We start from the raw sequence: 25,247 nt of genomic DNA on the forward strand, positions 1-25,247 counted from the left end.
ACTAATCATTTGTCTTTGATTTAATTGCCTCAAAAATAAACAAATAACACTAAACTTTTTTTTCAAATCCTTAAACAGTATAATATTTTATTGAATTTTTCGCAATATTAATCACAAATCATGATATTTTTTTCATTATTTTACAAACAGGAATAAAAAGAAAAAAAGATCAGGTAAAGTCTATGACTTCCCCGATCTCTCAATGCTACTACTTTTTATTTTCAATCAATTTAAAACTAGACCATGGCTTTAAGAAATCTAACAAGAATAGCTCATCAGCCGAAATACGACCAACCACATTTACTCGTCCATCATTTTTCATTTCTTTCAATGCAATTTGAGTTTCTCCTTTGTATTGACCATAACCAACATTGTCGATTAAAACATCGCCTTTGGTCATGTCTTTCGTGTTATGTGGTGGAAACTCACGATCTTTAAAATGGATTCGTGTCATTGTCGAACGTAAAATATATTCTGAACGGTCTCCACGATAGCTATGAAGACTTGTGAATAAAACTTCTCTTTCATCATCAGTAATGTCATTAGCAACATCTACTTTTACTGATGGGTATTCTGCATTAAATGCCTCTGCCATTGCTTTTAACTCTGCTTCTGAAGCATAAGCATTTCCCACTAATATATCATCGATCAAACCAGTTAATACTAAATGTTTTACTTGAGTAGCAATTTCCAAATCACGATGATCTTCTAAAGAACATAAACCATCTTGTGTTGGCCAAGGACCAAATGTCGCATCATGTGAATTCACAAATGCCATTGTATTTAAATTATATTTTCTGAATTTTTCAGAACAGAATACAAAATGATCATAGCCTAAACCAGAATAACGGTGCGGATAAAAGTTATGAGAACCTAATAAATTATCTATATTTGGCGAATAACTCATGATGTTATCTACATAACTTGTACCCGTACTCATGTTGATTTCAATTTTTATGCCATAAGGATTACGAGTCATTTTTGCTTCCTCAGCACCAGTAAATCCGACATCTAACCGTACACCATAAGCACCCATATCATCAAAAAATGACAAATCATCATACGAAATATCTAATTGTTCAAACAAGGCAGGATTAATGTCAACCATTACTTCCATTTCCAGACTGTTTGCATAATCAACAACTTTTTTAAACTCTGCTAAAACTTTCTCTTTGTCATCTGTAATTTGAAGTAAGCTTGTAAAAACACGTTTAAATCCATATTTATGAGCTAAATCAAGATATGCTTTGTCCTTTTCGAAAGTTGAACGTTCTGGATAAATAGAAATGCCTAGTTTTCCCATTATACTGCCTCCTAAAATTTGTATTGATTATAATGTATCCATTTTCATTATAGCAGAATAGGAAAAAGTGGTCTACACCTTTTCTTATTCTTAAAAAATTGCCATTTTGACTAGCGGTTCTAAAAAGGATTTGTTATCATGAGATGTAACTATTTTTGAAAGGAAGACTTAACTTTATGAAAACAAAAAAATTCATTGCTGCATCATCTCTTTTGGCTGCTCTAGTATTATTTGCGGCATGCGGACCTAAAAACGAGAAAAAAACGGCAGATTCTTCTGCTACTTCTTCTTCAGAGACAAAAACATCTGAATCTGTTGATTTAAATGCATTGGATCTACCACAATTATCCGATACTGTTAGCGAAGATGAAGATTTAATTGAGATGGTCACTACAGAAGGTACAATCGAAATCAAACTATTTCCAAAAGAAGCACCAAAAACAGTGGAAAACTTTATGACACATGCAAAAGACGGTTATTACAACAACCTTACTTTCCATCGTGTTATTAAAGATTTCATGATTCAAGGTGGCGATCCTAAAGGTGATGGTACCGGTGGTGAAAGTATTTGGAATAAGCCATTTAACGATGAAATATCTAACAAATTATACAATCTTCGCGGTGCTTTATCTATGGCGAACGCTGGTACAGACGAAAAAGGAAATGGTACCAATGGCAGCCAATTCTTTATTGTTCAAAATGACCAAAATGCCTCTGATGGTCTATTAAAAGAAGATTATCCAGAAAAAATTATCGAAGCTTACAAAAAAGGTGGAACTCCTTTCTTAGATGGCAAACATACTGTCTTTGGTCAAGTAACTAAAGGTATGGACGTTGTAGATAAGATCGCTTCTGCTGAAAAAGACGGACAAGATAAACCTAAAAATGATATTAAAATTGAAAAAATCAATATCTTACAAGAAGCTAAATAATGAACGATTAAAAAGAATGGTGTTTTATCGCCATTCTTTTTTCTTTTATATTAAAGATGAAATTTAACTGAAAGATTGATAAATTAATACTTTTAACAAACCTATACATACACTTTCAATACATGAAGAAACTTCTTTCCATTTCCTAATTAATCATTGAATTGCTATCAAATCTAGAAAATAAATGGTATTGTTAACAAAAGAGGTGAACACCAATGACGTTTAATCCACAATTAGAAACGCTCATACTTGAAGCTTCCAATCGAAAAGCTCCTCGTTTTGTAGCAAATGTGATCAATTTTCAGCAATTTGACCAAGAAGACGTAAAAGACACCGCACTAAAATTAATTGAAGATGGACAAATAAAAGCAACTATCCATTTTCATTATAATGATTTATGTACGATTGACTTTATACCTCAGGCTATTTGAACAAATTGATTATACTAAAAAGACTGCAGGAATATCATCCTAACTTTAGTTGAACAAAAGTAGATTTCTACTGATACTACTTTGTCAAACTTATTTAATCGGATGGTATCGCCATTGCAGTTTTTTTTTAACTATTCAATTGTTTTAGTGCTTTTTGTGGAACAGTATCTTCAGAAACTTCTTCATAGGTTTCTACGTGTGCTCCTTTATTATAAATTTTCAAATAGCGATTTATTAACAATTCATGATCTGCTGTAAAAGTAAGTTCTTTTATCTTACCATTTTTATCAACTGTTTGTTGCTTATAGGTAGTGATTCCATAGCTGTTGGTGCTGTCAGACTTTTTTGTTTTGACATAAACTTCCCCTTTTGCGACTAATGGGTTTAATTGATCAATCGTACCAGCAAGTTCATCTGATTGATTTTGCGTATATAGTTTTGCGCCAAAAAGAGCCACTCCTCCAACGAATCCTAATACAAAAATTATTTTAATAACTTTCACGATAATTCCTCCTGTTTTCACTTGATAAGCTTATTTTAACAGTAGATTAACAAATGAAAATCGGTCAAATTTATGAAATTCACATAATACTTTTGACATAGAACTTTCTCAGTCTTGTATATAGAGTTCCATTTTATTAGAGCTATGAAAATAAGGGTAGAACAAGGATTACTCGTTTTACCCTTACTTTTATTCTCATTTTACTTTACTATACTGTTCTACAGAGTTAAATGCTGTGACTAGCTGCTCTTTTGTTTCTTGTAGTATTCCGGAAAGAGTAAGTGATGCCATACCTGTGGCAGCAATCAAAAGGTGCATATGCAACTTCTCAAGTTGTTCTTTTGACATAGCAGCGTACTTTTCATCTGCCTTCATACATTTTTTGAATAATTCAAATGATAATTTTTGTAATTCTTGACCATATGAATGTTTATCTAAATATAAAGATATGTACAGCTTTTTATCTAATTTAGCTAAATTAATATAGGCTAAACCAAAATTCGCAAAACTATTTTCCGTTTGCTTTTTAGTAAAAAATTCACTGTCTAAATATTCGTATGTGGTTCTCAATAATGTCAACTTCAAATCTTCCATATTTTTAAACTCAAGGTAAATAGGCTGAGTTGAAATCCCCATATGTTCAGCCACATTTCTTGCAGTTATGAAAGAAAAACCTTTTTCAATTAGTAAATCACGTGCAGCAACTAAAATATGTGTTTTTGTATACACTTTTTTCCTTACCAAAATAATCCCCCCACTTTTTATTTTATCGTTATTTATTTAAAAAAATATATCGGTATATTTTTTTAAAATTAGTTATTCTTTTATTTTACACTCTTTTAGCAACATATTTTATCAATAATTATGAAGAAATGCTAAAAACGTGATAATTTAGCAGACTTCTCTTAAATGTTATTGACCGATGATAGTTTTTCAAGCTATAGTTAAGTTATAGAAAAAAAACGGAGGTATTATTTATGGCTAACAATAACAGCCAAACACTTTTTCTACATACTAATAAAAAAAATCCAGATACGATTGATAAAAATAGAAGTTATTATTTTTTAATAGGCTATTGCTTAATTCTCATCATTCTGGGGCTACTTAGTGAGCCTATAAACATATTATGGGGCGGGATGATTCGTATCCTAACGTCACCTAGTAATTTGTTAACGGATTATGTTGAGTTAGGAACATTCGGCAGTGCTTTTGTAAACAGCGGACTGCTCACCTTAATCAGTGTGCTACTTGCAAAAAAGGCAAAAATCCCAATCAATGGACCAATTATAGCTGCACTCTTTACTGTCTCTGGTTGTTCTTTTTTTGGAAAAAACTTATACAATTCCATCCCCATTATCATTGGTGGACTTTGCTACGCAAGGATCGTCAAAAAACCTTTTTCACAATTCATTGTTGTTAGTTTATTTGGCAGTGCATTATCGCCAATCATTAGTTACCTCACCTTTGGAATCTCTCTACCTTTGATGATTTCTGTTCCTTTAGGTTGTTTGGTGGGGATTTTTATTGGTTTGATTTTGCCACCTCTAGCCTCGCATATTCTGACGTTCCATCAAGGATTTTCCTTGTATAATGTCGGGTTTACTTCTGGGCTTATTGCAATGCTATTTACTGGGATTTTGAGGATGTTTGGTTGGAAAATCGAAGGGAAAAATTTGGTTTCAACTGAATATCATACTCATCTACTATTCTTCCTATTGTTTTTATTTTTTTTGATGTTTTTTGTCGGCTTTATAGTCAATCATTTTTCAATAAAAGGATTAAAAGACATCAGTAAAACATCTGGAAAACTGATTACTGATTTCATCTCCATTGCAGGTGTTGGAGCCACCATGATGAATATGGCGCTGATGGGATTATTACTTGTTGGTTATACCCAAGTTAGTCAATCCACTCTTAATGGGCCCATTGTGGGTGCTATTTTATCTGCTGTCGGGTTTAGTGCATTCGGTAATCATCTTTTTAATAGCATACCTTTGTTGATTAGCGTCTTTTTAACAGCTCAATTATCTTCTGTTTTTGAAGTTGACCAAACGACGGTTGTGCTTGCCGGGATTTTTGGCACTGGTCTTGCTCCTATTGCTGGATATTATGGTATTACTTTTGGTCTCGTGGCTGGATTTTTACATATGTCCCTAGTTACCAATGTCAGTTATCTTCATGGTGGTCTTAATCTTTATAACAATGGATTTTCTACTGGTTTTGTGGCGGCAGTCATGGTACCATTACTTGATAATATTTTACAGATCAGAAAGGTGAAGCAGCATGCAAGAAAGAGACAAAGCTAAGAGAATTGTAGACGAATTATTGACTTACTTTTTTTCAAACGATATTGAAGAAATTCGAATTGGCGTGGATTTTACTCCTGATGGCTTTTATATTGATATGCAAGGGAAAACCGAAGAAGAGCCTGAGAATGTATTGCATTTATTAGAGTTATTGAATACACCTAGAGATCTAAGCATTGAGAGTTATTATGATGAATTGCTTGGTATCACCCATCATGAAGAAGAAGATTATCATCTGCTTGGTTTAATGATCGACGAAGCCGAAATTAGGTTTGATGCACCAGTTTTTGAGATTAAAGTATTTAGAAAAAAATAATGATTCAAAAAAGAAAGATGAAGAAAACCAATACCTGGTTTCTCTTCATCTTTTTATATTTGTCATTTTAATCAAATATACATTAAAAAACACCCAAAAATTGGGTGTTTTACTTCGAACTATTTACCATCTAGAATATTTAAACGGACTTTTTTAGGTCCATCTATACGTACACTGTAAACAATCGTACGAATTGCTTTAGCAACACGCCCTTGTTTACCAATAATACGTCCAATATCTTCAGGGGATACAGTCAAATTATATTCTAGAAAAACATCAGATTCTTCTATTTCTAATTTGACCAGCTCAGGTTGACTGACTAATGGGCGAACGATAGTTAGGACTAACTCTTTCACATCTGTCATCATCGGTCACCTTATTTCTTTTCAAGTTTAGCTTCATGGTGTTTTTTCATAACGCCTTCTTTTGAAAGGATGTTACGAACTGTATCTGAAGGCTGAGCGCCTTGAGACAACCAGTTTAAAACTAAATCTTCTTTTAAAACTACTTCTGCAGGATCTTTTAAAGGATTGTAAGTTCCAACAGTTTCGATGAAACGTCCATCACGAGGAGAACGAGAATCTGCGACTACAATACGGTAAAAAGGACTCTTTTTAGAACCCATGCGTTTTAAACGAATTTTTACTGACATTTTATATATTACACCTCCATTAACTTAATCACAAATGTTAGTTTACCAGATTTTCAACAAGCTGTAAAGAGTTTTTTCTTGACACCTTAAAAAAAGCTTTGAACCGCTGTTTCCAATCTATTTTGATTCAATATATGGTATACTTATTTCACCTTGGCAGGGGCAATCAATAGTTGCTTAACAAAAGTAAGCTGTAAAAAATCAAACTTTTTACAGCTTATTTTTTTACTTTAGAGAGTTAATTGTTTTCTTTGTAAAGATAATAATCAAATAATGTTTTCTCTTCAAATCCCATCGACCGATATAAATTAAACGCACCTTTATTTGTTGACTCCACTTCTAAATAAATTTCTCGTGCATTTTTCTCTAATAACAATTGAATTACCTTGTTGAGAACTGACCTACCTATGCCCTTTCCACGAAAATCTGGTCTAACGACAAAACCGTAAAGTCCATAAGAAAAACCTTCATTTTCTATTCTAATACTTGCAATCACAGCTCCATTTTTTCTAAGCACAAGAGTCTTTTTCAAATCCTCTGCATCCAATGGGGTTATTTCTTGTAATTCTCCAAACTCTTCTAGTTCAGCAATTATTTTCGCTTCTTCTATTTTTGCAGGCTCTAGAATGATAGTGGGAAGTTTTTCTGTAACTTTATCAACCAACAAAGTCATAGAATGTTCTGAAAAACTATATTTGTATATATTTATCTCTCTAATGAATTCATTTACAAAAGAGTCTTTTCGGTCAACAATCACTAATATTTTTTTAATTTCCTGTTTCTTCAAAAAATCAATCCAAGCCTCGTTCATTTTTTGAAGAATTTCTCTATCGTTTTTTGCAATGATTGTTACTTCCAACTCTTCTGGATCAAAATGACTCAGAGCCGCATAGCCAACCAATTCATTTTCATCCCAACATAGTAAGTGATTTATTTTTCCATCAGTAATTTTGAACATACTTAAATCGAGCTTGTATTCCACAGAATAGAGAGTACTATTTTTTTCTTTCAAGTCCTTAATAGCCATAATCTCCTGTGAATCTAACTCCATGTGAATTGCTTGTTTTATAGTCATTTTTTCTCCTTTTATATATAAATTATGTTGATTATATAAGACTTGTAGTGAAAAGGCAATAAAAAGTTACAGCCCTCTATTCCTAGTAAATTATGAGAGTACGAAAACCTCAAATGCTTGTAAAAAGATAAAATCGGCTCTATAATAAATAACAGATGATATTTATTGAATGGAGGAATTGTTTATGAAGAAAAAAATAGGTTTTTTTGTGGGCAGTTTAAGAAAAGATGCTTATAGTAAAAAAGTAGCGATTGCGCTTTCCAGTCTATTTCCAGAAGAATATCAACCAGTTTTTATCGATTTAAACGATATAGATATGTATAATCAGGATTTAGATGACGAAGGAACACCACCAGATAGTTGGACAAAATTTAGAGATGAAGTAAAATCTTTAACTGGTTTAGTCTTTGTTACACCAGAATATAATCGATCTGTTCCCGCTGTTTTAAAGAATGCACTGGATGTTGGCTCACGCCCTTATGGTCAAAACGTTTGGGATAGTAAACCCGGCTTAGTTGTCAGTGTTTCTCCAGGAGCGTTAAGTGCATTTGGTGCAAATCATCATTTGCGACAATCGCTTGTTTTTCTGAACGTTCCTACCTTACAACAACCTGAAGCTTATATTGGAAATGTCGTAAATCTGATCAATGAAGACGGAACAATTATTGAAAGTACTATGGGATTTTTCAAAACAATTGTTGACTCTTATCTTGTGTTTTTAGAAAAAAATAGCTAGTTTTATATAAATGTAGTTTTTACCATTTAAATAAAAAGAAGAAGCCGATTAAAATCACCTGATTTTGGTTAGCTTCTTCTTTTTATTTATTTTTTCTTCTTTTTCTTCTTCTTGCTTTTCTTCACCATGCGATTCATGGCCATTTTACCTAGTTTTCCTTTAATACCTCCACCAAGCATTTGATCCATACCTGGAATATCCATATTCCCTTTAGACATTTGCTGCATCATTTTTTTAGATTCTTTGAATTGTTTGATCATGCGATTGACTTCAACTACGTTATTTCCAGAACCTGCAGCGATTCTGCGGCGGCGGCTTGGATTTAATAGATCTGGATTTTCTCTTTCAGCTGGTGTCATTGATAAGATCATCGCACGTTTGCGTTCTACATCTTTTGGATCTACTTTAACATTTTCTAATCCAGGCATATTACTCATACCAGGAATCATTTTCAGTAAGTCTTCAATCGGCCCCATACCCATTACTTGATCTAATTGCTCAATAAAATCATTAAAGTCAAAGCTGTTTTCCTTCATTTTTGTTGCAAGTTCTTCAGCCTTTTTCTCATCATAATCTTGTTGCGCTTTTTCAATCAGAGTTAGCATATCTCCCATACCTAAAATACGGCTGGACATACGATCCGGATGGAAAATTTCTAAATCTGTTAGTTTTTCACCTGAACCGATGAATTTGATTGGAGCCCCAGTTACAGCACGGATTGAAAGAGCCGCTCCTCCACGAGTATCTCCATCTAATTTAGTAATCACAACCCCAGTAATCCCTAGTTGTTGATTGAAACTGTCAGCGACATTAACTGCATCTTGCCCAGTCATAGCATCAACTACAAGTAAAATCTCATCTGGTTGTGCTACTTCTTTAATCTGTTTTAACTCATCCATCAAGTTTTCATCAATATGAAGACGACCTGCTGTATCAATCAAAACATAGTCATTTTTCTTTTCTTTTGCCAATTCCATTCCTTGTCGAACGATCTCAACGGGATTGGTATCTGTACCCATATCAAAAACAGGTACATCTAATTGCTGACCTAAAACTTTCAACTGATCGATTGCTGCAGGACGATAGACATCGGCTGCAATCATCAATGGGCGGGCATTTTCTGTCTTTATTAAATGATTAGCTAGTTTTCCACCAAAGGTTGTCTTACCAGCCCCTTGTAAACCAACCATCATGATTACTGTAGGAATACGTTCAGATTTGTTCAATCCAACGGTCTCAGTTCCCAGAGTTGCTGTCAATTCTTCGTCAACGATTTTAACGATTTGTTGTGCTGGTGATAAGCTTTCAAGAACTTCAACACCAACCGCACGTTCACGGACACGTTTAGTAAAATCTTTTACTACTTGTAAATTTACGTCGGCTTCTAATAATGCCAAACGAATTTCTCTCATCATTTCTTTTACGTCAGCTTCGGATACTTTCCCTTTACGACGTAATTTGCTCATCGCCTGTTGTAGGCGGTCTGTTAAACTTTCAAATGCCATAATCTCATTCCTCTACTTCTTGTATTTGTTCTATATAATTTGCAATCGTTGTATCTTTTGGATAGGTTTCATTCACATAACTTTTAAGCGTATCTAACAACTCTCCACGTACAATATAATCGGAAAATAAATGTAGTTTTTTTTCATACTCTTCCAAAATCTTTCCTGTACGTTTAATGTTATCATAAACAGCTTGACGGCTAACGTTATATTCTTCAGCGATTTCGCCTAATGAAAAATCATCGGCGTAATACATTTCCATGTAATTCATTTGTTTTTCCGTCAGCAAAGTAGAATAAAATTCAAACAACGCGTTCATTCGATTGGTCTTTTCAATTTCCATAGTTGTTACTCCTATCTTCAATCCCTTTTAGGTTACCGATTTCAGGGGAATTAGTCAATAGTTCTTGTTTGATTTCCAAGGATTTTTTTAGTTTTACTGACCTGATCATACTAATTTTGCTTGCTACTACAAAAATCCTTTCCAGAAATGAACACTTCTATTATTTGTTGTCATTCATTTCCTCACGTTCAACTACTTTTTCCCATTCATTTTCCGAAACCACTTCAAGACCTTGTGAAATAAAGTAAGCTGTTGCGACTCCAGAACCACTTCGGTGATGACCAGAAAACGTTCCGTCGTAAATGCTATTGCTAGCGCATGATGGACTATTTTCCTTTAAAATGATTGTTGTGATATTATTTTCAATTAGTTTCTGATGAGCTATGATTGCTCCTTGCTTGAATAAATTAGTCATGTCAACGCCTTTTTCAGTAAGGACTTTTGCCTTATTATTCCAAACATCAAACCCATCTCCCCCACTTATTTCAGCTGGGTCTCTGGGAATCGGCAAACCACCTAACACTTCAGGACAAACAAGAATTGCCTTGTCTTCTTCTACTAATTTTCTTAAGGTACTGATTTCTTTTGCTTGACCATCATAACGACAGCAAATCCCGCCGAGACATGCGCTAATTCCAATCATTTTACTTCCCTCATTTCAATCTTTATTATTATACCATTTCTTTGGCTTTGAAAGTAGTTTTAGAAACATTCCATAAAGTTTTTGATAGCTGCAGATTTGTGATAAAATGACGTTGTGTTTATTTCGTATTTAAAGGAGCCATACTGATGAAAAAAGTGCTAGTTGTCGATGATGAACCATCGATCGTAACATTGTTGTCGTTTAATTTAGAAAAAGACGGCTATGAAGTAATGACTGCTACAGATGGTGCAGTTGGTTATGAATTAGCCTTGTCCAATCAATTTGATTTTATCATCTTGGATGTTATGTTGCCAAATATGGATGGTTTAGAAATTACAAAGTCATTACGCAGAGAGAAAATCGATACACCTATTTTGATTTTGACTGCCAAAGATGACCAAGTTGATAAAATTATCGGCTTAGAAATTGGAGCAGATGACTACTTAACCAAACCTTTCAGCCCTAGAGAAGTACTTGCTAGGATGAAGGCAATCTTCCGACGGTTAAAACCTACATCAAGCAAGTCAGAAGAATTTAGTGAACCAACAAAAGCAGCTTTAGTATTAGGTGAAATTAGTGTTGATGAGCAAAATTATGAAGTAAAGGTTCGCGGTGAAAAAATCGAACTGACACCTAAAGAATTTGAGCTATTAGTTTATTTCATCAAACGTAAAGATCGAGTCATTGACCGAGACACTCTTCTTGAACGGATTTGGAACTATGATTTTGCTGGTCAAAGCCGAATTGTCGATGTTCATGTGAGTCATCTGCGAGATAAAATAGAAATTGATCCAAAACGACCTGCTTACTTGGTAACAGTTAGAGGGTTTGGTTATCGTTTTCAGGAGCCTAAAAAATGAAAAAAAGGCAACGGATTGAATATCTCTTAGTTGGCATCATGATGCTTGCTTTATTCTTTGGTAGTGTTCTTTTAACCAATTACTTTTTCAAAAAGGAACTACTCTCTCAACAAGAAGAATATTTACAAAAAAAAGGAACACTGATTCTCGATCAGCTTTCTCCCAATATATTTATAAAACAAGATTTTTCAGCACAAGAAAAAAAACTTGTTGATCATTATGCGACAGATGAAAATGAGCGCCTAACATTGATGAATACTAAAGGAACTATTTTTTATGACAGCAGCAATACTGTGCTTCACGAATCTAGAAGTAATCGCCCTGAAGTAAAAGCAATTCTTTCAGGTGCTGATTTCGGTTCGGCATTAAGAAAAAGTGATACGTTGAAAAAAGAATTACTTTATTTAGCTTTGCCGATTCGGGAAAATGGTGAATTAGTCGGTATTCTACGAGTTGCTGAAGAAACGACACAATTTTCAAATAGCATTCAATCTTTCCGCAGATATATTCTGTTTACTTTAGGGATTTTATTTTTAATTATTACTGCTTTTGTCTTTTTATTACTTCATCAAAAAAATGAACCTCTAGTAACTGTTTTACCTGTATTGAAAAAAATTGTAAAATATCCTGACGAAGCTCGTTCCATTATTCAAGATTCTCCTGAATGGAATGAACTTTATCAAACAGTCAATCTTCTAAGTCAACAAATGAGTCAAACCTATTTAGCTTATACCTCAACAGATGAGCAATTTCATGCGTTGCTGGATGAATTAATGATTGGTGTTTTCATCATTGATGTCAATGGAAAATTGCAATTAATCAACCCTAAGATGCTTGATATATTAATGATCCAAGCAACTGATGCAGGGAAAGATTATTTTGAAGTCATCAAAGAACCTGCCTTGATTCATTTGATCCATCAAGTCATTACAGAAAAAAGCTCAGTACATCAAGAAATTAAATTAACAGATCCACTAAATGAGATGATTTTGGATATGTCTTTACGTTTTATCGAAGAAGACGGCAATGATTATCAGGTTTTAGGAATCGCTTATGATCTTACTCGTGTGAGGCAATTAGAAAAAATGCAAAAAGACTTCGTCAGCAATGTGTCACATGAATTAAAAACACCAGTTACTTCGTTATTAGGTTTTACCGAAACGCTTCTTGATGGAGCTAAAGATGATCCTGAAACGTTATTGCAATTTTTGGCAATCATGCAAAAAGATGCCTTACGTCTGCAACAATTAATTCAAGAGATTTTACAACTGTCACGGGATGGTAAAAATATATCTTACAATGACCAAGAGATTTCTTTAAAACCTTTTATCAAAGAAATATTACGCTCCTATCGTAAAACGATTAAGGATAAAAATCTAACTATAAAAATCATTGGTAGTGAAACGCTAACTTATACAACGAAGTATGAGCTTTTCTACCCAATCATTAAAAATTTAGTTGAAAATGCGATACAATATTCTCAAGAGGACGGAACTATTACAATTGATTTTGGTTTTGATGATACGTTTTTCTTCACTGTAAAAGATAGCGGAATTGGAATTAGCTTAAAAGATCAGGAACGAATTTTTGAACGTTTTTATCGCGTAGATAAAGCTCGAAGCCGTCATTCTGGCGGAACTGGCTTAGGTTTATCAATTGTACAAAACTATACTGAATTGTTAGGCGGTTCTGTGACAATCGATAGTCATATAGGTTTGGGCTCAACATTTACGGTTAAATTGCCTAAGAATAACTAAAACAAAAAGAGGCTGAATGTAAAAACATTCGCCTCTTTTTTAACTGTTAGGGGAAGAAGTTATTTTGTTGTAATCGTTCCTGATACATCTCTTTCAACTTTCATCGCTGTTATTGGTAAGTAACCCAATTTTTTGACAACACCTTGTTGAACATCATCTGACAATATAAAATCGATAAATGATTGGACATCAGCATCTGGTTGGCCTTTTGTATACATGTGTTCGTATGACCAAATTTTCCAAGAATTATCTGCAACATTTTCTTCCGTTGGTTTTACGTCATCAATACTTAAAGCAACAGTGGAGTCATCCATGTATGAAAATGCAAGATAACTAATTGCTCCAGGTGTTTGAGAAACGATTTGGCGAACGGTTCCTGATGAGTCCTGTTCCTGTGATTGAACGGCAGTGGCTCCATCCAGTCCCCATTTTTCGAATGTCGCTCGTGTACCACTACCACTCGGGCGATTGATTACTGCTATCTCTTGATCTTTTCCGCCTAATTCTTTCCAATTTTTGGTCTTTCCAGTAAAAATATCCATCAATTCTTGTTTAGAAATATTTTTAACGCCAACATCTTTATTTACTACAGGGCCCATACCCACTACAGCAACGCGATGATCTACTAATTTTGACGCGTCAATTCCAGATTTTTCTTCTGCAAAAACATCAGAATTCCCTATGGTTACCGCTCCGTCTACTACTTGAGAAAGTCCTGTTCCACTTCCTCCTCCTTGAACTGAAATTGTATAATTAGGATGTTCAGAAACAAACTGATCCTTTGCTGCATCTACTAAAGGTTGTAACGCTGTAGAACCAACTGCTACGATTTTAACAGGTTGATTACTTCCGCTGTCTTTTTCTTTATTGCTGCTCTGATTAGTTGCAGCTCCTTGGTTGCCGCACCCTGCGACTAAAAGTCCTACACTTAACACAATTGCTGATAATAAACGTTTCTTCATCTTTGCACGTCCTTTTCAATTAGTTACAAGCTTAGTTTAACAGCGTTGTGTTAATTCTGTTTCAACGTTCTGTAAATAATGAGTAAAGGAATGTAAAGGTTTTGTTTAGTAAAAAAAGCCCTAGACAGAACTGGAAACCAGTTTTGTCTAGGAACTAAAATAGAATGTATCGTTTCATAAGTGCTACATATTTTTTCTATTTCATATAACTACCTATTCTTCTCATAGCTTCTTTCAATGTTTCTAAATCAGCCGCATAACTAATGCGTACATAGCCTTCAGCTTCATTACCAAAAGCAACTCCAGGAATGATAGCAATTGCTTGTTTCTGTGCTAAATCCACACAAAATTTCATTGAATCTTGTTCATAACCTGCAGGAATTTTAGCAAAGATATAAAAAGCACCATTTGGTCGAGCGACATCAAAACCAAAAGATGTCATTTGTTCATAGACAAAATCTCGCCGTTCACGATATTCTTCTTTCATAATTGCAGCATCATTCATTCCTTCAATTAAAGCTCTAACAGCTGCTTTTTGTGAAATAGTAGCTGCGGCTGTAACTAAATATTGATGAACTTTGATAATTTCCCCAATCAATTTCTCTGGTCCAAAAATAAAACCAATTCGCCAGCCAGTCATTGCATGAGATTTCGACAAACCATTGATTAAAATGGTTTGTTCTGGAATGAACTCTGCTATGGATACATGTTGATCTTCATAGGTCAGTTCACTATATATTTCATCACTGATAACAAAAATCGAGTAATTTTTCAAAACGTCAGCAATCGCTTTAACTTCATCACGATTATAAGTGACTCCTGTGGGATTACTTGGGTAATTTAGAATAATTGCTTTGACTTGATCCCCATGTTCTTCCATAGCTGCTTCGATCATTTCGGGAGTTAAAACAAAATTATTTGGTCTTGTATCAATATAGATTGGCTCTGCTTGAGCTAAAGTAATCACAGGTTCATATCCAGGATAAATAGGAGCAGGCATCAGTACCTTGTCTCCTGGTTCTAAAATAGATAATAAACTAGCTGAGATTGCCTCCGTTGCCCCAACAGTCACTAAAACTTCTGATGCTGGCTGATAACTTACACCGTATTTTTCTTTCATAAAAAAAGTTGCTGCTTCTCTAACATCAGTCAATCCAGCCATACCTGAGTAATGGGAAAAGTTGTTGTTAATCGCATCATGAGCCGCTTTTTTTATGTGCTCAGGTGTATTGAAATCAGGCTCACCCAAAGTTAGCTTTATTATTCCTTCAATGTCCGTAACTTGTTCATCAAACTGACGAATCGTGGATACGGCAATTTTATATACTTGCTTGTTAAATTTCTTAGATAAATCCATGAAACACCCTCCTCTTACTTATGATCCACCCTTTAATGCTGAATATTTTTAGTATTTAGAAGTTGGTGCATCAAAACACTTGTATATATCCACATTTTTATTAATGAATTTATAATAGCATAATATGATTGAAAATGAAATTTCTATTTCAAAAAAACGCGTTTTCTATTCAAATTCACATATTGCGACAAAAACTTCTTTGCTTACATATAAAAAAAGCGCTCAACGTATAAAATCACTCTTAACAATTTAATTTTTAAGAGTGATTTTTATCTGTTATTTATTATGTCTTTGCTATAACTCAACATAAATTAATAGTACTATCAACAGCCAACTTACTTAGAATAGCTGTTTCAATTCTTTCATAAAATATTGGCCAATTGTACTTATGGCTTTGTTCTTTTGATAGAGTACACAAATTTTGTTATTTGTACTTTCGGCTAATGGAATTAAGCGAATCTCTTTTTTAGTAAATCCAGTAACAACGCCAGAACCTGATGCATAAGCATCTGTTTCTACTAGTAAATTCATTAAGGTTCCCCGATCGTTCGTGTAAATCACCGTTTCTTGTTCTTGGTTTTCGATCAAATCCTCAGAAAAATAAGCAAAATTGCTACCTTCTTGTGTAAAACGTACTTGTGGATAGCAGCATAATTGTTCCAATTGGATTTCCTTTTGGCTAGCTAAGGGATGGTTTTTTCCAAGAAAAATGTGTGTCTTAAAACTTCCTACTACATCATAGGTTAGGTTCGCTTGTTCTAAATAACGCTCGATTCCAGCCTGATTTTGACTATTCAGATAAATAATACCTAATTCACTGTGATAGCTTTTTACATCTTCAATTACTTTTAAGGTTGTTGTTTCAAATACACGAAAATTTTTGTACTGATCCTTAAATTGCTGGATCACCCTTCCCATCACTTCTCCTAAAAAATCGTAATGTTGAGATGAAATTGAAAATCGTTCACTAGTCGCCGCTTCTTGATAACGGTTTTCTATGATTTCCATTTGTGTTAAAATTTTTTCTGCATGTTCTAAAAAAGTTGACCCCTCATCAGTTAAGGAAGCTCCTTTGTTTGTGCGGATAAATAAGGTTACACCAATTTCCTCTTCTAACTCACGTATCCCATTTGATAAACTGGGTTGTGTGATAAAAAGTTTCTTTGCGGCTTCCCGAAAACTGCCATTATTAGCGACAGCTACAACATATTTCATTTGTTGAATATTCATAGAAGTCCTCCGTTTTATTCAGAAAAATAGATTTTACGTCCATTCAGCGGTTGGACTGGTCGATTATTGAACGGCAACATGCCTTCATCTATACGTTGGAAAAAATCACTATCCATTTTTTGAACCGTATCAAATACAAACCAATGAACCGGACCTTTCGTTGGCGGTGTAGTTAATGAACCCAAATAATGAAAATGAGATTTTTGTTCTGGTAAAAAAATGGAAGGATTAAACCATTGTTGATGGGTTTTTGCATTCCATAATAATGTCTCCTGTTTTTTTGAAAACTTATTTTCTTCTTTAGTAATCGTAAATAAACAGCCTACAACTAAGTTTTCGCCAGAATTGTTCATATGAACGAGATGAAATTCTACTGGACAATGTTCTCCATCAAATGTATGCTCACTAGGAGTATGAAAATGAATATCTGTCAAATAATATTTTTCCTCTTCAAAAATTACATAGCTTTCTGTATTAGGTGGAATAAAATGGAACGTATTTTTAAATTCTTTTTCTGTAAATTCTTCTGTTGTATAACAAAAATTGATTTTTCTATTTTCGGATACACCATTGATTAGGTCTTTGGATAAATTGATTGGTGATTGGTATGGATATTTTGCTCCTGTCGAAAACCAATCACAAAGAGTGTGCCAGTTTTCTGGACCACGCTCACCTGTGTATCCCCATTCTACGTCCATATTTCGAATATTTTTCATCAAACCCCACCTTCAGATTTTATTATTTAAATAACTTTATCCTATTTATTATTAACAGTCAATTTTCAAAAACGATTTATTGTTTATTTAATCGTTCACTATTTTTTAATAAACAAATTATAGCATATACAATAAAATTGAGGTATAAAAAAAGAGACATGATTTTTGATTACCCATTCAAAAATCATGCCTCTTTTTACTTTAGTTAATCATTTAGCCAGTTTTCAGGATCTTTTTTCCAATTTTTTAACAAAGTAACATCGTTTTCTTCGATGTAGTTTGATTCTAAAGCTGCATCGATCAAGGTTGAATAATTCGTTAATGTAACTAACTTCATATTGTGTTCTGCAAATTTTTCTTTACCTTTTGGCAATTCATAAGTGAAGATTGCTGCAACTCCTAAAACGTCAGCGCCTTCACGTTCTGCTGCAGTCGCTGCTTCCAACACGCTTCCCCCAGTTGAAATCAAATCTTCAATCACTACCATTTTTTGGCCTTTAAAAATCCGACCTTCAATTTGATTGCCTTTACCGTGTTCTTTAGCCTTACTACGGATGTAAACCATTGGTAAATCTAAAATATCAGCTACCCAAGCTGCGTGGGGAATACCAGCTGTTGCTGTTCCAGCAATGACTTGGACATCTGGATAAGTTTCTTTGATTTTTGCGGCTAATCCTTTAGCGATGTCTTTACGAACGACTGGGTAACTCATGGTAATACGATTATCGCAATAGATTGGACTTTTAATCCCACTTGCCCAAGTAAATGGTTCATTTGGACTTAAAAATACTGCTTCTATTTCTAACAACTCTTTTGCAATGCGTTTAGCTAATTCAGTCATTGGTTTACTCCATTCCATTCATTTTTTATTGTTTGATATGCTTCATAAGGTGCAGTTACTTTTGTAATTGGTCTTCCAACTACTATATAAGTTGATCCAACTTTTCTAGCTTCACTTGGTGTGACAACACGTTTTTGATCGCCAACATCACTACCGCTCGGGCGTATACCAGGTGTTAGACAAACAAACTTTTCACTTGTTGCCTCATGAATCGTTTCAGCTTCTAAAGCTGAGCAGACAACACCAGATAAACCAGCTTCTTCCGCACATTTTGCGTAATGGAGTACACTTTCTTTTAAAGGTACTTGGATTAATTGGTCCTGCTGCATTTCAGTTTCACTCGTTGAGGTTAACTGTGTTACAGCAATCAAAATCGGAACTTGCTCTCCTGATTTGGTTCCTTTTTCCAATCCTGTTTTAGCTGCCTTCATCATTTGAATTCCGCCAGCAGCATGAACATTGGTCATATCCACTCCAAGTTTTGCTAAACCTGTCATTGCTTTTTCAACCGTATTTGGAATATCGTGTAGTTTTAAATCTAAAAATACAGAATGACCTAATGATTTTAACCAACGGACAATCTCTGGGCCTTCTTGGTAAAATAGTTCCATTCCAACTTTGACAAATAATGATTCATCTTGGGGAAATTTGTTTAAAAAAGTTTCTACCTCAATTTTTGAAGAAAAATCTAATGCGATGATTGGTCGTTGACTCATTGATTTTTTCCCTCTCTTACCTCTTTGATTAGTTGTTCTAATGATTCAATCCCAAGTTCGGCCATTCTTTGGGGTAAAGCATCAATCAATTTTGGACAAATGTATGGATCTGTAAAATTCGCTGTTCCAACACCTACCGCACTGGCGCCAGCCATAAACATTTCTAGCACATCATCAACTGTTTGAACACCACCCATACCGATAATTGGTAGATTAGAAATTTGAGAAACTTGATGAATAAGTCGAATAGCAACTGGTTTAATGGCCGGACCTGATAAGCCTCCAGTCTGGTTAGCTAAAATAGGACGACGTGTTTTTAAATCAATTCGCATTCCTAAAAGAGTGTTGATCATTGAAAAGCCATCAGCTCCGCCAGCTTCAATTGCTTGGGCTACTGGTACAATGTCCGTTACGTTGGGAGATAATTTAACATAAATCGGGACTTTAGCGACTTTTTTTACTGCTTGTGTTAATTGAAAGGCAACGTCTGGATCTGTTCCAAAAGCTATCCCACCATGTTTTACATTTGGGCAGGAAATATTTAATTCAATCGCTTTTACATTTTTAGCATCACCGATTTTACTGCAAACTTCTACATAGTCTTCTTCACAGGCTCCAGCGACATTGGCTATGATTGGTAAATCGTAAACTTCTAAAGCAGGTAATTTGGTATTCATAACAACATCCAAGCCTGGATTTTGCAAACCAATCGCATTGAGCATACCACTAGGCGTTTCTGCTACTCTAGGGGTTGCATTACCAAAGCGTGCTTGCGGTGTTGTTGCTTTAATCATGATGGAGCCTAGCTTTCCAAGATCATAATACTTTGCATATTCTTCACCAAATCCAAAACAACCGCTTGCAGGAATAATTGGATTTTTCAATTCTAAACCAGGAATACTTACAGCTAAAGGATTATTCATCATAAAACCACCTCACTCGCTCTAAAAATTGGTCCTTCATCGCATACTTTGACACTTTTTGTTCCTGTTTCATCATCTGGAACGTGACAAACACAAGCATAACAAGCTCCCATGCCACAAGCCATGCGCTGTTCCAAAGAGAGAAAGACATTAGGATTTTCAGAAAAAACTTGTGCTACCATTTTTAACATTCCATTAGCCCCACAGGCGTAAACAGCATCTGGCTGCTCTTTTTCCACAGCATCTAACAAGAGATTACCGACATTTCCTTCAACACCGAATGAACCATCATCCGTTGCAAATCTCGTATCTCCTAATGCTATAAATTCGTCTTGAAAATACGCAACTTCTTTAGAGGCATAGCCAAGAAAATGAACGACTTCTATTCCCTTTTGTTTCAATTGCTTCGATAGTTCATACATTGGGGGAATACCGATCCCACCGCCTATCACATATGCCTTTTGACCAGGATTCAGACAATTCACGTCAAAACCATTTCCTAAAGGTCCCATTACATCTAAAGTGTCACCAGCACAGAGCATAGAAAAGACTTTCGTACCTTCTCCTTCTGTTCGATAAATAATCGTACATGTTTGCGCTTGTTTGTCAATTTGATTTAAACTGATGGGTCTTCTTAAAAGCATATCTTCTCTTGGAACTTTGATGTGAATAAACTGACCAGGTTTTTCCATTTCTTTTACTAAATCGCCAGTCAAAATCATTTGAAAAATCCTAGGAGCTAATTGTTTTTGAGAAACGATCGTCATAATTTCCTGTTTCATGTTTTCTACTCCTTTATAACATATTGGTAGTAACAGCAGCTGAGAAAAACCGACTAACGCCAAAATGTCAGTGGTTTTTCTCAACATTTAATGAATATTAGATAGCCTCAGTTGAAAATGCTCTAGATTCTAAAACTTTCAAAATTGCTTCTGCCGTATCTAACGAAGTAAATAGTGGTACACCATGTTCCACTGCCTCTCTACGAATCAAGAAACCATCTTGATTTAGGTCAGAACGATTTTTATCCATCGTATTAACAACCACTTGCGCTTTTCCAGTACGGATCAAATCAAGAACTGTTTTATGACCTTCAGGATTGATTTTATCAACTGTTTTGACGACTAACCCATTCTTTCTCAGGAATTTTGCTGTTCCCTCTGTTGCAATCAAACTGTACCCAATTTCGTTAAATCGTTTTGCTAAGTCTAATGCTTCATTTTTTGTCTCATCCGCTATTGTAAACAATACTGCGCCAAAGTTTGGTAAATGTAATCCAGATGCTTCAAAGGCTTTGTATAAAGCTTTTTCTAAGCTATAATCTGAACCCATTACTTCGCCAGTTGATTTCATTTCTGGACCTAAATAGGTATCCACTTTTTGGAGTTTAGTGAAAGAAAAGACTGGTGCTTTAATGTGTACTTGTTTGCTTTCAGGGTATAATCCATTTTGGTAACCTAATTCATTTAATTTCTCACCAAGAATTGCTTTTGTAGCAATTTGAGCCATAGGAATACCAGTGATTTTACTTAAAAATGGTACAGTACGACTTGCCCGAGGATTAACTTCAATCACATAAACTTTTTCTTCATGTATAACAAATTGGATATTCATCATTCCTATACAGTTTAACCCCAGAGCTAATTTTTTAGTATAATCAGCAATTGTCTTTTGTATATCGTCTGATAACGTTTGGGGCGGATAAACAGCCATCGAGTCTCCAGAGTGGACACCTGCTCGTTCAATATGTTCCATAATGCCAGGAATCAGCACTGTTTCTCCATCACAAATCGCATCCACTTCGCATTCTTTTCCTAAGAGATAGCTGTCAACTAACACTGGATGTTCAGGGGAAGCTTTCACAGCATTAGTCATATAGTCTTCTAAATCTTTTTGATTCTCTACAATTTCCATTGCTCGTCCGCCGAGTACATAACTTGGACGTACCAGGACTGGGTACCCGATTTTATTAGCTACAGCAACTGCTTCTTCTGGACTTATTGCAGTGTTTCCTGGCGGCTGAGGAATACCCAATTCCTGCAATGCTTGCTCAAATAAATCACGATTTTCAGCTCGGTCTAAATCTTCAATTGATGTACCAAGGATTTTAACTCCTTGTTTTACCAATGGTTCAGCTAAATTGATTGCAGTCTGACCACCGAATTGAACGATGACACCTGTGGGTCGCTCCAATTCTATCACGTTCATAACATCTTCTAGTGTCAATGGTTCAAAATAAAGCTTATCTGAGATTGAGAAATCTGTTGAAACTGTTTCTGGATTGCTATTCATGATAATCGCCTCAAAACCAGCTGCTTGGATTGCTTTGACAGAGTGAACTGTTGCATAATCAAATTCAACACCTTGACCAATACGAATCGGTCCTGATCCTAGAACTAATACGGATGGCTTTTGAGAACGAATACTTTCATTTTCAAATTCATAAGTGCTATAAAAGTATGGCGTTTGAGATTCGAATTCAGCTGCACAAGTATCTACCATTTTGTAGACAGGAAGAATTTTTTGTTCATGGCGATAATCTGTCACTTCTTGTTCACTCATCTGCCATAATTCAGCGATTTTCCTATCAGTAAAGCCATTTTGTTTCGCTTCTTTTAATAGTTCACTGTTTTTGCTATTTTCTTTCAAACCATTTTCTAGTTCAACGATATGAAGTATTTTGTCCAAGAAGAATAAATCGATTTTTGTCAGCATTGCCAGCTCTTCGATTGGATACCCTCGGCGAATGGCTTCAGATAAATAAAATAAGCGATCATCTTGGGCTTTTACGACTTTTTCTATCAGTTGTTCGTCACTAACATTCTGCAGTTCTTTTAATTCATTATGGTAAGCACCGATTTCCAGTGAACGAACAGCTTTTAGTAATGATTCCTCAATATTTCTACCAATCGCCATAACCTCTCCTGTTGCTTTCATCTGAGTACCTAAACGACGATCACCTTTTTCGAACTTGTCAAAAGGCCAGCGAGGAATTTTCGCTACTACGTAATCTAAAGCAGGTTCAAACTCTGCATAGGTCGTTTCAGTTACAGGATTTTTCATTTCATCTAGTGTTAATCCCACTGCAATTTTCGCAGCTAATTTGGCGATTGGATAACCTGTCGCTTTACTAGCTAGTGCAGATGAACGGGAAACACGTGGATTTACTTCGATCACATAATAGTTAAAACTATGAGGATCAAGCGCAAGTTGAACATTACAACCGCCTTCTATTTTTAATGCTCGAATAATTTTTAGGGAGGCATCACGAAGCATCTGATATTCATGATCAGATAATGTCTGACTTGGTGCAAAAACGATTGAATCTCCCGTATGGATGCCTACTGGATCGAAGTTTTCCATGTTACAAACAACGATAGCATTATCTGCAGAGTCCCGCATTACTTCATATTCGATTTCTTTAAAACCAGCGATACTTCTTTCAATCAAACATTGTGTTACAGGTGATAATTTCAACCCATTTTCAGCAATGATCCGAAGCTCTTCTTCATTATCACACATCCCACCACCCGTTCCGCCTAATGTAAATGCAGGACGAACAATGATCGGATAACCAATTATATTCGCAAATTCTACCGCTTGTTCTACAGTATTAACAATTTCACTTTCTGGAATCGGCTGATCTAAGTCTTCCATTAGTTGTTTAAATAAGTCTCTATCTTCTGCTTGGTCGATAGCACTTAGTTTTGTCCCTAATAATTCAACATTTAGTTCATCTAAGATACCCGATGCTGCAAGCTCCATCGCCATATTAAGACCTGTTTGTCCACCTAGTGTTGGAAGTAATGCATCTGGACGTTCTTTTCGTAAAATTCGAGAAACAAATTCAAGTGTAATGGGCTCTATGTACACTTGATCTGCAATTTCTTTATCGGTCATAATCGTAGCCGGATTTGAGTTTACTAAAACGACTTCATAACCTTCTTCTCTTAAAGCAAGACATGCCTGTGTTCCGGCATAATCAAATTCTGCAGCTTGACCGATAATAATAGGTCCTGAACCAATGACCATGATTTTCTTGATATCTGTTCTTTTAGGCATTAGTCTTGCTCCTTCCATGCATCCATTAGTTCCATAAATTCATCAAATAAGTGCAATCCATCATGTGGACCTGGTGCCGCATCTGGGTGATACTGAACAGTAAATGCTGGATATTGACGATGTCTGACTCCTTCAACCGAACCATCATTTACTTCCACATGAGTCACCATCAATTTTTCAGGGTCAACCGTTGACTCATCTACGGCAAAACCATGATTCTGTGAAGTAAAATCAATTCTTCCAGTAGCTATTTCCCGAACTGGATGGTTTAATCCACGATGACCAAATTTCATTTTGTATGTGTCAGCGCCATTTGCTAGCGCAAATAATTGGTGACCTAAACAGATTCCGAAAATCGGGACTTTCCCTTGAATTCCTTGAATCATTTCAATAGCTTCCGGCACATCTTTTGGATCACCAGGCCCATTTGTCAACATGACGCCATCAGGTGAAAGTTCTAAAATAGTTTCAGCATCTGCGTTATAAGGAAGAACAGTTAAATTACAATGACGTTTAGACAACTCTCGTAAAATACTATGTTTCAATCCAAAATCAACTACTACAACGTTACGCCCAACACCAGGACTTGGGTAAGGTTTAGTTGTTGAAACTTGGGCAACTTGATTTTGAGGCAAGACTGTCGCTTTCAATTGGTCAAAGGCATGAGTTAAATCATCCCCTTCATCAATGAATCCGCCTTTCATTGTTCCGACAGAACGAAGTTTTCTTGTTAATGCGCGAGTATCAATTCCAGAAATCCCTGGAATCCCTTTTCTTTTCAGAAATTCATCCAGTGTCATTTGGGCACGCCAATTCGATGCAAGGCGGGCATGCTCTTTAACAATTACACCTTTGCAGGTAGGAGATATTGATTCATAATCATCACGATTGATACCATAATTACCAACCATTGGATAAGTAAATGTAATGATTTGACCGTTGAAACTTTGGTCAGTGATCGTTTCTTGATAACCCGTCATGCTCGTGGTGAATACAACCTCACCAACTACATCACTTGCTGCTCCAAATGCTTTTCCTTCAAAAACGGTTCCGTCTTCTAGTATCAATAATCGCTTCAA

General features: G+C 35.2%; 26 protein-coding genes. 7 read left to right on the top strand and 19 right to left on the bottom strand.

Annotated elements, in window-relative coordinates; all coding sequences use genetic code 11:
- Positions 1 to 208 precede the first annotated feature (208 nt).
- Complete coding sequence (locus AC4BB2_RS07190; protein WP_490472287.1) at positions 209 to 1,303, bottom strand: DUF871 domain-containing protein; 1,095 nt, start codon at positions 1,301 to 1,303, stop codon at positions 209 to 211.
- Between the two features lie 176 nt (positions 1,304 to 1,479).
- On the opposite strand from AC4BB2_RS07190, the gene AC4BB2_RS07195 reads away from it, so the two are divergent.
- Together AC4BB2_RS07195 and AC4BB2_RS07200 are read left to right on the top strand one after the other, a co-directional pair.
- Positions 1,480 to 2,235, top strand: coding sequence for a peptidylprolyl isomerase (locus tag AC4BB2_RS07195; RefSeq protein ID WP_490472288.1), 756 nt, complete (start codon positions 1,480 to 1,482; stop codon positions 2,233 to 2,235).
- Positions 2,236 to 2,450: 215 nt separating this feature from the next.
- A complete protein-coding gene (locus AC4BB2_RS07200; RefSeq protein ID WP_490472289.1) occupies positions 2,451 to 2,666 on the top strand; it encodes a hypothetical protein in 216 nt (71 codons plus the stop codon).
- 127 nt (positions 2,667 to 2,793) lie between these two features.
- On the opposite strand, the gene AC4BB2_RS07205 is transcribed toward AC4BB2_RS07200, so the two are convergent.
- Together AC4BB2_RS07205 and AC4BB2_RS07210 are read right to left on the bottom strand one after the other, a co-directional pair.
- Positions 2,794 to 3,168, bottom strand: coding sequence for a YxeA family protein (locus AC4BB2_RS07205; RefSeq protein ID WP_490472290.1), 375 nt, complete (start codon positions 3,166 to 3,168; stop codon positions 2,794 to 2,796).
- Positions 3,169 to 3,363: 195 nt separating this feature from the next.
- A complete protein-coding gene (locus tag AC4BB2_RS07210) occupies positions 3,364 to 3,912 on the bottom strand; it encodes a TetR/AcrR family transcriptional regulator (protein ID WP_490472291.1) in 549 nt (182 codons plus the stop codon).
- A gap of 233 nt (positions 3,913 to 4,145) precedes the next feature.
- Here AC4BB2_RS07210 and AC4BB2_RS07215 point away from each other — a divergent pair, with 233 nt between their 5' ends.
- Both AC4BB2_RS07215 and AC4BB2_RS07220 read left to right on the top strand, forming a co-directional pair.
- On the top strand, positions 4,146 to 5,474 hold the full coding sequence (locus AC4BB2_RS07215; RefSeq protein WP_490472292.1) for a DUF1576 domain-containing protein: 1,329 nt from the start codon (positions 4,146 to 4,148) through the stop codon (positions 5,472 to 5,474).
- Entirely contained in the window at positions 5,452 to 5,790 is a 339-nt protein-coding gene (locus AC4BB2_RS07220) for a hypothetical protein (RefSeq protein ID WP_490472293.1), read from the top strand. The genes AC4BB2_RS07215 and AC4BB2_RS07220 overlap by 23 nt, the downstream gene beginning before the upstream one ends.
- A 119-nt stretch (positions 5,791 to 5,909) precedes the next feature.
- Here the strand turns inward: AC4BB2_RS07220 and AC4BB2_RS07225 are convergent, their stop codons facing one another.
- From AC4BB2_RS07225 to AC4BB2_RS07235, 3 genes are all read right to left on the bottom strand, one after another.
- On the bottom strand, positions 5,910 to 6,155 hold the full coding sequence (locus AC4BB2_RS07225) for a KH domain-containing protein (protein ID WP_490472294.1): 246 nt from the start codon (positions 6,153 to 6,155) through the stop codon (positions 5,910 to 5,912).
- An 11-nt stretch (positions 6,156 to 6,166) separates the two neighbouring features.
- The gene (gene rpsP / locus AC4BB2_RS07230; RefSeq protein WP_490472295.1) at positions 6,167 to 6,442 is read right to left on the bottom strand and encodes a 30S ribosomal protein S16; all 276 of its coding nucleotides are present in this window, start codon (positions 6,440 to 6,442) and stop codon (positions 6,167 to 6,169) included.
- 238 nt (positions 6,443 to 6,680) lie between these two features.
- Complete coding sequence (locus AC4BB2_RS07235; RefSeq protein ID WP_490472296.1) at positions 6,681 to 7,517, bottom strand: GNAT family N-acetyltransferase; 837 nt, start codon at positions 7,515 to 7,517, stop codon at positions 6,681 to 6,683.
- 184 nt (positions 7,518 to 7,701) lie between these two features.
- Between AC4BB2_RS07235 and AC4BB2_RS07240 the strand changes: the two genes are divergently transcribed.
- Complete coding sequence (locus AC4BB2_RS07240; RefSeq protein WP_490472297.1) at positions 7,702 to 8,253, top strand: NADPH-dependent FMN reductase; 552 nt, start codon at positions 7,702 to 7,704, stop codon at positions 8,251 to 8,253.
- Positions 8,254 to 8,339: 86 nt separating this feature from the next.
- On the opposite strand, the gene ffh is transcribed toward AC4BB2_RS07240, so the two are convergent.
- From ffh to AC4BB2_RS07255, 3 genes are all read right to left on the bottom strand, one after another.
- Positions 8,340 to 9,758, bottom strand: a complete 1,419-nt coding sequence (gene ffh, locus AC4BB2_RS07245) for a signal recognition particle protein (protein WP_490472298.1) — start codon at positions 9,756 to 9,758, stop codon at positions 8,340 to 8,342.
- A gap of 4 nt (positions 9,759 to 9,762) precedes the next feature.
- On the bottom strand, positions 9,763 to 10,101 hold the full coding sequence (locus tag AC4BB2_RS07250) for a putative DNA-binding protein (RefSeq protein ID WP_490472299.1): 339 nt from the start codon (positions 10,099 to 10,101) through the stop codon (positions 9,763 to 9,765).
- A gap of 160 nt (positions 10,102 to 10,261) precedes the next feature.
- On the bottom strand, positions 10,262 to 10,744 hold the full coding sequence (locus AC4BB2_RS07255; protein ID WP_490472300.1) for a 2-thiouracil desulfurase family protein: 483 nt from the start codon (positions 10,742 to 10,744) through the stop codon (positions 10,262 to 10,264).
- Between the two features lie 146 nt (positions 10,745 to 10,890).
- Here AC4BB2_RS07255 and AC4BB2_RS07260 point away from each other — a divergent pair, with 146 nt between their 5' ends.
- Positions 10,891 to 11,604, top strand: a complete 714-nt coding sequence (locus tag AC4BB2_RS07260; protein ID WP_490472301.1) for a response regulator transcription factor — start codon at positions 10,891 to 10,893, stop codon at positions 11,602 to 11,604.
- Complete coding sequence (locus AC4BB2_RS07265) at positions 11,601 to 13,361, top strand: sensor histidine kinase (protein ID WP_490472302.1); 1,761 nt, start codon at positions 11,601 to 11,603, stop codon at positions 13,359 to 13,361. Before AC4BB2_RS07260 ends, AC4BB2_RS07265 begins: the two co-directional genes overlap by 4 nt.
- A gap of 59 nt (positions 13,362 to 13,420) precedes the next feature.
- Here the strand turns inward: AC4BB2_RS07265 and AC4BB2_RS07270 are convergent, their stop codons facing one another.
- The 10 genes from AC4BB2_RS07270 to AC4BB2_RS07315 form a co-directional block, all read right to left on the bottom strand.
- Complete coding sequence (locus tag AC4BB2_RS07270) at positions 13,421 to 14,323, bottom strand: phosphate ABC transporter substrate-binding protein PstS family protein (protein ID WP_490472303.1); 903 nt, start codon at positions 14,321 to 14,323, stop codon at positions 13,421 to 13,423.
- A gap of 196 nt (positions 14,324 to 14,519) precedes the next feature.
- The gene (locus tag AC4BB2_RS07275) at positions 14,520 to 15,680 is read right to left on the bottom strand and encodes a pyridoxal phosphate-dependent aminotransferase (RefSeq protein WP_490472304.1); all 1,161 of its coding nucleotides are present in this window, start codon (positions 15,678 to 15,680) and stop codon (positions 14,520 to 14,522) included.
- Between the two features lie 339 nt (positions 15,681 to 16,019).
- On the bottom strand, positions 16,020 to 16,910 hold the full coding sequence (locus AC4BB2_RS07280; RefSeq protein WP_490472305.1) for a LysR family transcriptional regulator: 891 nt from the start codon (positions 16,908 to 16,910) through the stop codon (positions 16,020 to 16,022).
- Positions 16,911 to 16,924: 14 nt separating this feature from the next.
- Positions 16,925 to 17,626: a carbonic anhydrase family protein gene (locus AC4BB2_RS07285; protein ID WP_490472306.1), complete on the bottom strand. Its 702-nt coding sequence runs from the start codon at positions 17,624 to 17,626 to the stop codon at positions 16,925 to 16,927.
- Positions 17,627 to 17,831: 205 nt separating this feature from the next.
- Positions 17,832 to 18,467 carry an orotate phosphoribosyltransferase gene (gene pyrE / locus AC4BB2_RS07290; protein ID WP_490472307.1) on the bottom strand — a complete coding sequence of 212 codons (636 nt, stop codon included), beginning with the start codon at positions 18,465 to 18,467 and terminating at the stop codon, positions 17,832 to 17,834.
- Entirely contained in the window at positions 18,464 to 19,183 is a 720-nt protein-coding gene (gene pyrF, locus AC4BB2_RS07295) for an orotidine-5'-phosphate decarboxylase (protein ID WP_490472308.1), read from the bottom strand. The genes pyrE and pyrF overlap by 4 nt, the downstream gene beginning before the upstream one ends.
- Entirely contained in the window at positions 19,180 to 20,109 is a 930-nt protein-coding gene (locus tag AC4BB2_RS07300; RefSeq protein WP_490472309.1) for a dihydroorotate dehydrogenase, read from the bottom strand. Before AC4BB2_RS07300 ends, pyrF begins: the two co-directional genes overlap by 4 nt.
- Complete coding sequence (locus AC4BB2_RS07305; protein WP_490472310.1) at positions 20,106 to 20,888, bottom strand: dihydroorotate dehydrogenase electron transfer subunit; 783 nt, start codon at positions 20,886 to 20,888, stop codon at positions 20,106 to 20,108. Before AC4BB2_RS07305 ends, AC4BB2_RS07300 begins: the two co-directional genes overlap by 4 nt.
- Before the next feature lie 97 nt (positions 20,889 to 20,985).
- On the bottom strand, positions 20,986 to 24,168 hold the full coding sequence (gene carB, locus AC4BB2_RS07310; RefSeq protein WP_490472311.1) for a carbamoyl-phosphate synthase large subunit: 3,183 nt from the start codon (positions 24,166 to 24,168) through the stop codon (positions 20,986 to 20,988).
- Positions 24,168 to 25,247 carry a carbamoyl phosphate synthase small subunit gene (locus AC4BB2_RS07315; protein WP_490472312.1) on the bottom strand — a complete coding sequence of 360 codons (1,080 nt, stop codon included), beginning with the start codon at positions 25,245 to 25,247 and terminating at the stop codon, positions 24,168 to 24,170. The genes carB and AC4BB2_RS07315 overlap by 1 nt, the downstream gene beginning before the upstream one ends.

The organism is Enterococcus sp. AAFC-DPL-5146 (genome assembly GCF_058216635.1).

What these genes read in the sequence shown, in the direction of transcription:
- AC4BB2_RS07270 (WP_490472303.1), bottom strand. Translation starts at nt 14,323, where the DNA reads ATGAAGAAACGTTTATTATCAGCAATTGTGTTAAGTGTAGGACTTTTA.
- AC4BB2_RS07260 (WP_490472301.1), top strand. Translation starts at nt 10,891, where the DNA reads ATGAAAAAAGTGCTAGTTGTCGATGATGAACCATCGATCGTAACATTG.
- AC4BB2_RS07265 (WP_490472302.1), top strand. Translation starts at nt 11,601, where the DNA reads ATGAAAAAAAGGCAACGGATTGAATATCTCTTAGTTGGCATCATGATG.
- AC4BB2_RS07275 (WP_490472304.1), bottom strand. Translation starts at nt 15,680, where the DNA reads ATGGATTTATCTAAGAAATTTAACAAGCAAGTATATAAAATTGCCGTA.
- AC4BB2_RS07280 (WP_490472305.1), bottom strand. Translation starts at nt 16,910, where the DNA reads ATGAATATTCAACAAATGAAATATGTTGTAGCTGTCGCTAATAATGGC.
- ffh (WP_490472298.1), bottom strand. Translation starts at nt 9,758, where the DNA reads ATGGCATTTGAAAGTTTAACAGACCGCCTACAACAGGCGATGAGCAAA.
- pyrE (WP_490472307.1), bottom strand. Translation starts at nt 18,467, where the DNA reads ATGACTGAATTAGCTAAACGCATTGCAAAAGAGTTGTTAGAAATAGAA.
- AC4BB2_RS07225 (WP_490472294.1), bottom strand. Translation starts at nt 6,155, where the DNA reads ATGACAGATGTGAAAGAGTTAGTCCTAACTATCGTTCGCCCATTAGTC.
- carB (WP_490472311.1), bottom strand. Translation starts at nt 24,168, where the DNA reads ATGCCTAAAAGAACAGATATCAAGAAAATCATGGTCATTGGTTCAGGA.
- AC4BB2_RS07250 (WP_490472299.1), bottom strand. Translation starts at nt 10,101, where the DNA reads ATGGAAATTGAAAAGACCAATCGAATGAACGCGTTGTTTGAATTTTAT.
- AC4BB2_RS07305 (WP_490472310.1), bottom strand. Translation starts at nt 20,888, where the DNA reads ATGAAACAGGAAATTATGACGATCGTTTCTCAAAAACAATTAGCTCCT.
- AC4BB2_RS07200 (WP_490472289.1), top strand. Translation starts at nt 2,451, where the DNA reads ATGACGTTTAATCCACAATTAGAAACGCTCATACTTGAAGCTTCCAAT.
- AC4BB2_RS07215 (WP_490472292.1), top strand. Translation starts at nt 4,146, where the DNA reads ATGGCTAACAATAACAGCCAAACACTTTTTCTACATACTAATAAAAAA.
- AC4BB2_RS07255 (WP_490472300.1), bottom strand. Translation starts at nt 10,744, where the DNA reads ATGATTGGAATTAGCGCATGTCTCGGCGGGATTTGCTGTCGTTATGAT.
- AC4BB2_RS07195 (WP_490472288.1), top strand. Translation starts at nt 1,480, where the DNA reads ATGAAAACAAAAAAATTCATTGCTGCATCATCTCTTTTGGCTGCTCTA.
- AC4BB2_RS07240 (WP_490472297.1), top strand. Translation starts at nt 7,702, where the DNA reads ATGAAGAAAAAAATAGGTTTTTTTGTGGGCAGTTTAAGAAAAGATGCT.
- AC4BB2_RS07285 (WP_490472306.1), bottom strand. Translation starts at nt 17,626, where the DNA reads ATGAAAAATATTCGAAATATGGACGTAGAATGGGGATACACAGGTGAG.
- AC4BB2_RS07300 (WP_490472309.1), bottom strand. Translation starts at nt 20,109, where the DNA reads ATGATGAATAATCCTTTAGCTGTAAGTATTCCTGGTTTAGAATTGAAA.
- AC4BB2_RS07235 (WP_490472296.1), bottom strand. Translation starts at nt 7,517, where the DNA reads ATGACTATAAAACAAGCAATTCACATGGAGTTAGATTCACAGGAGATT.
- rpsP (WP_490472295.1), bottom strand. Translation starts at nt 6,442, where the DNA reads ATGTCAGTAAAAATTCGTTTAAAACGCATGGGTTCTAAAAAGAGTCCT.
- AC4BB2_RS07190 (WP_490472287.1), bottom strand. Translation starts at nt 1,303, where the DNA reads ATGGGAAAACTAGGCATTTCTATTTATCCAGAACGTTCAACTTTCGAA.
- pyrF (WP_490472308.1), bottom strand. Translation starts at nt 19,183, where the DNA reads ATGAGTCAACGACCAATCATCGCATTAGATTTTTCTTCAAAAATTGAG.
- AC4BB2_RS07220 (WP_490472293.1), top strand. Translation starts at nt 5,452, where the DNA reads ATGCAAGAAAGAGACAAAGCTAAGAGAATTGTAGACGAATTATTGACT.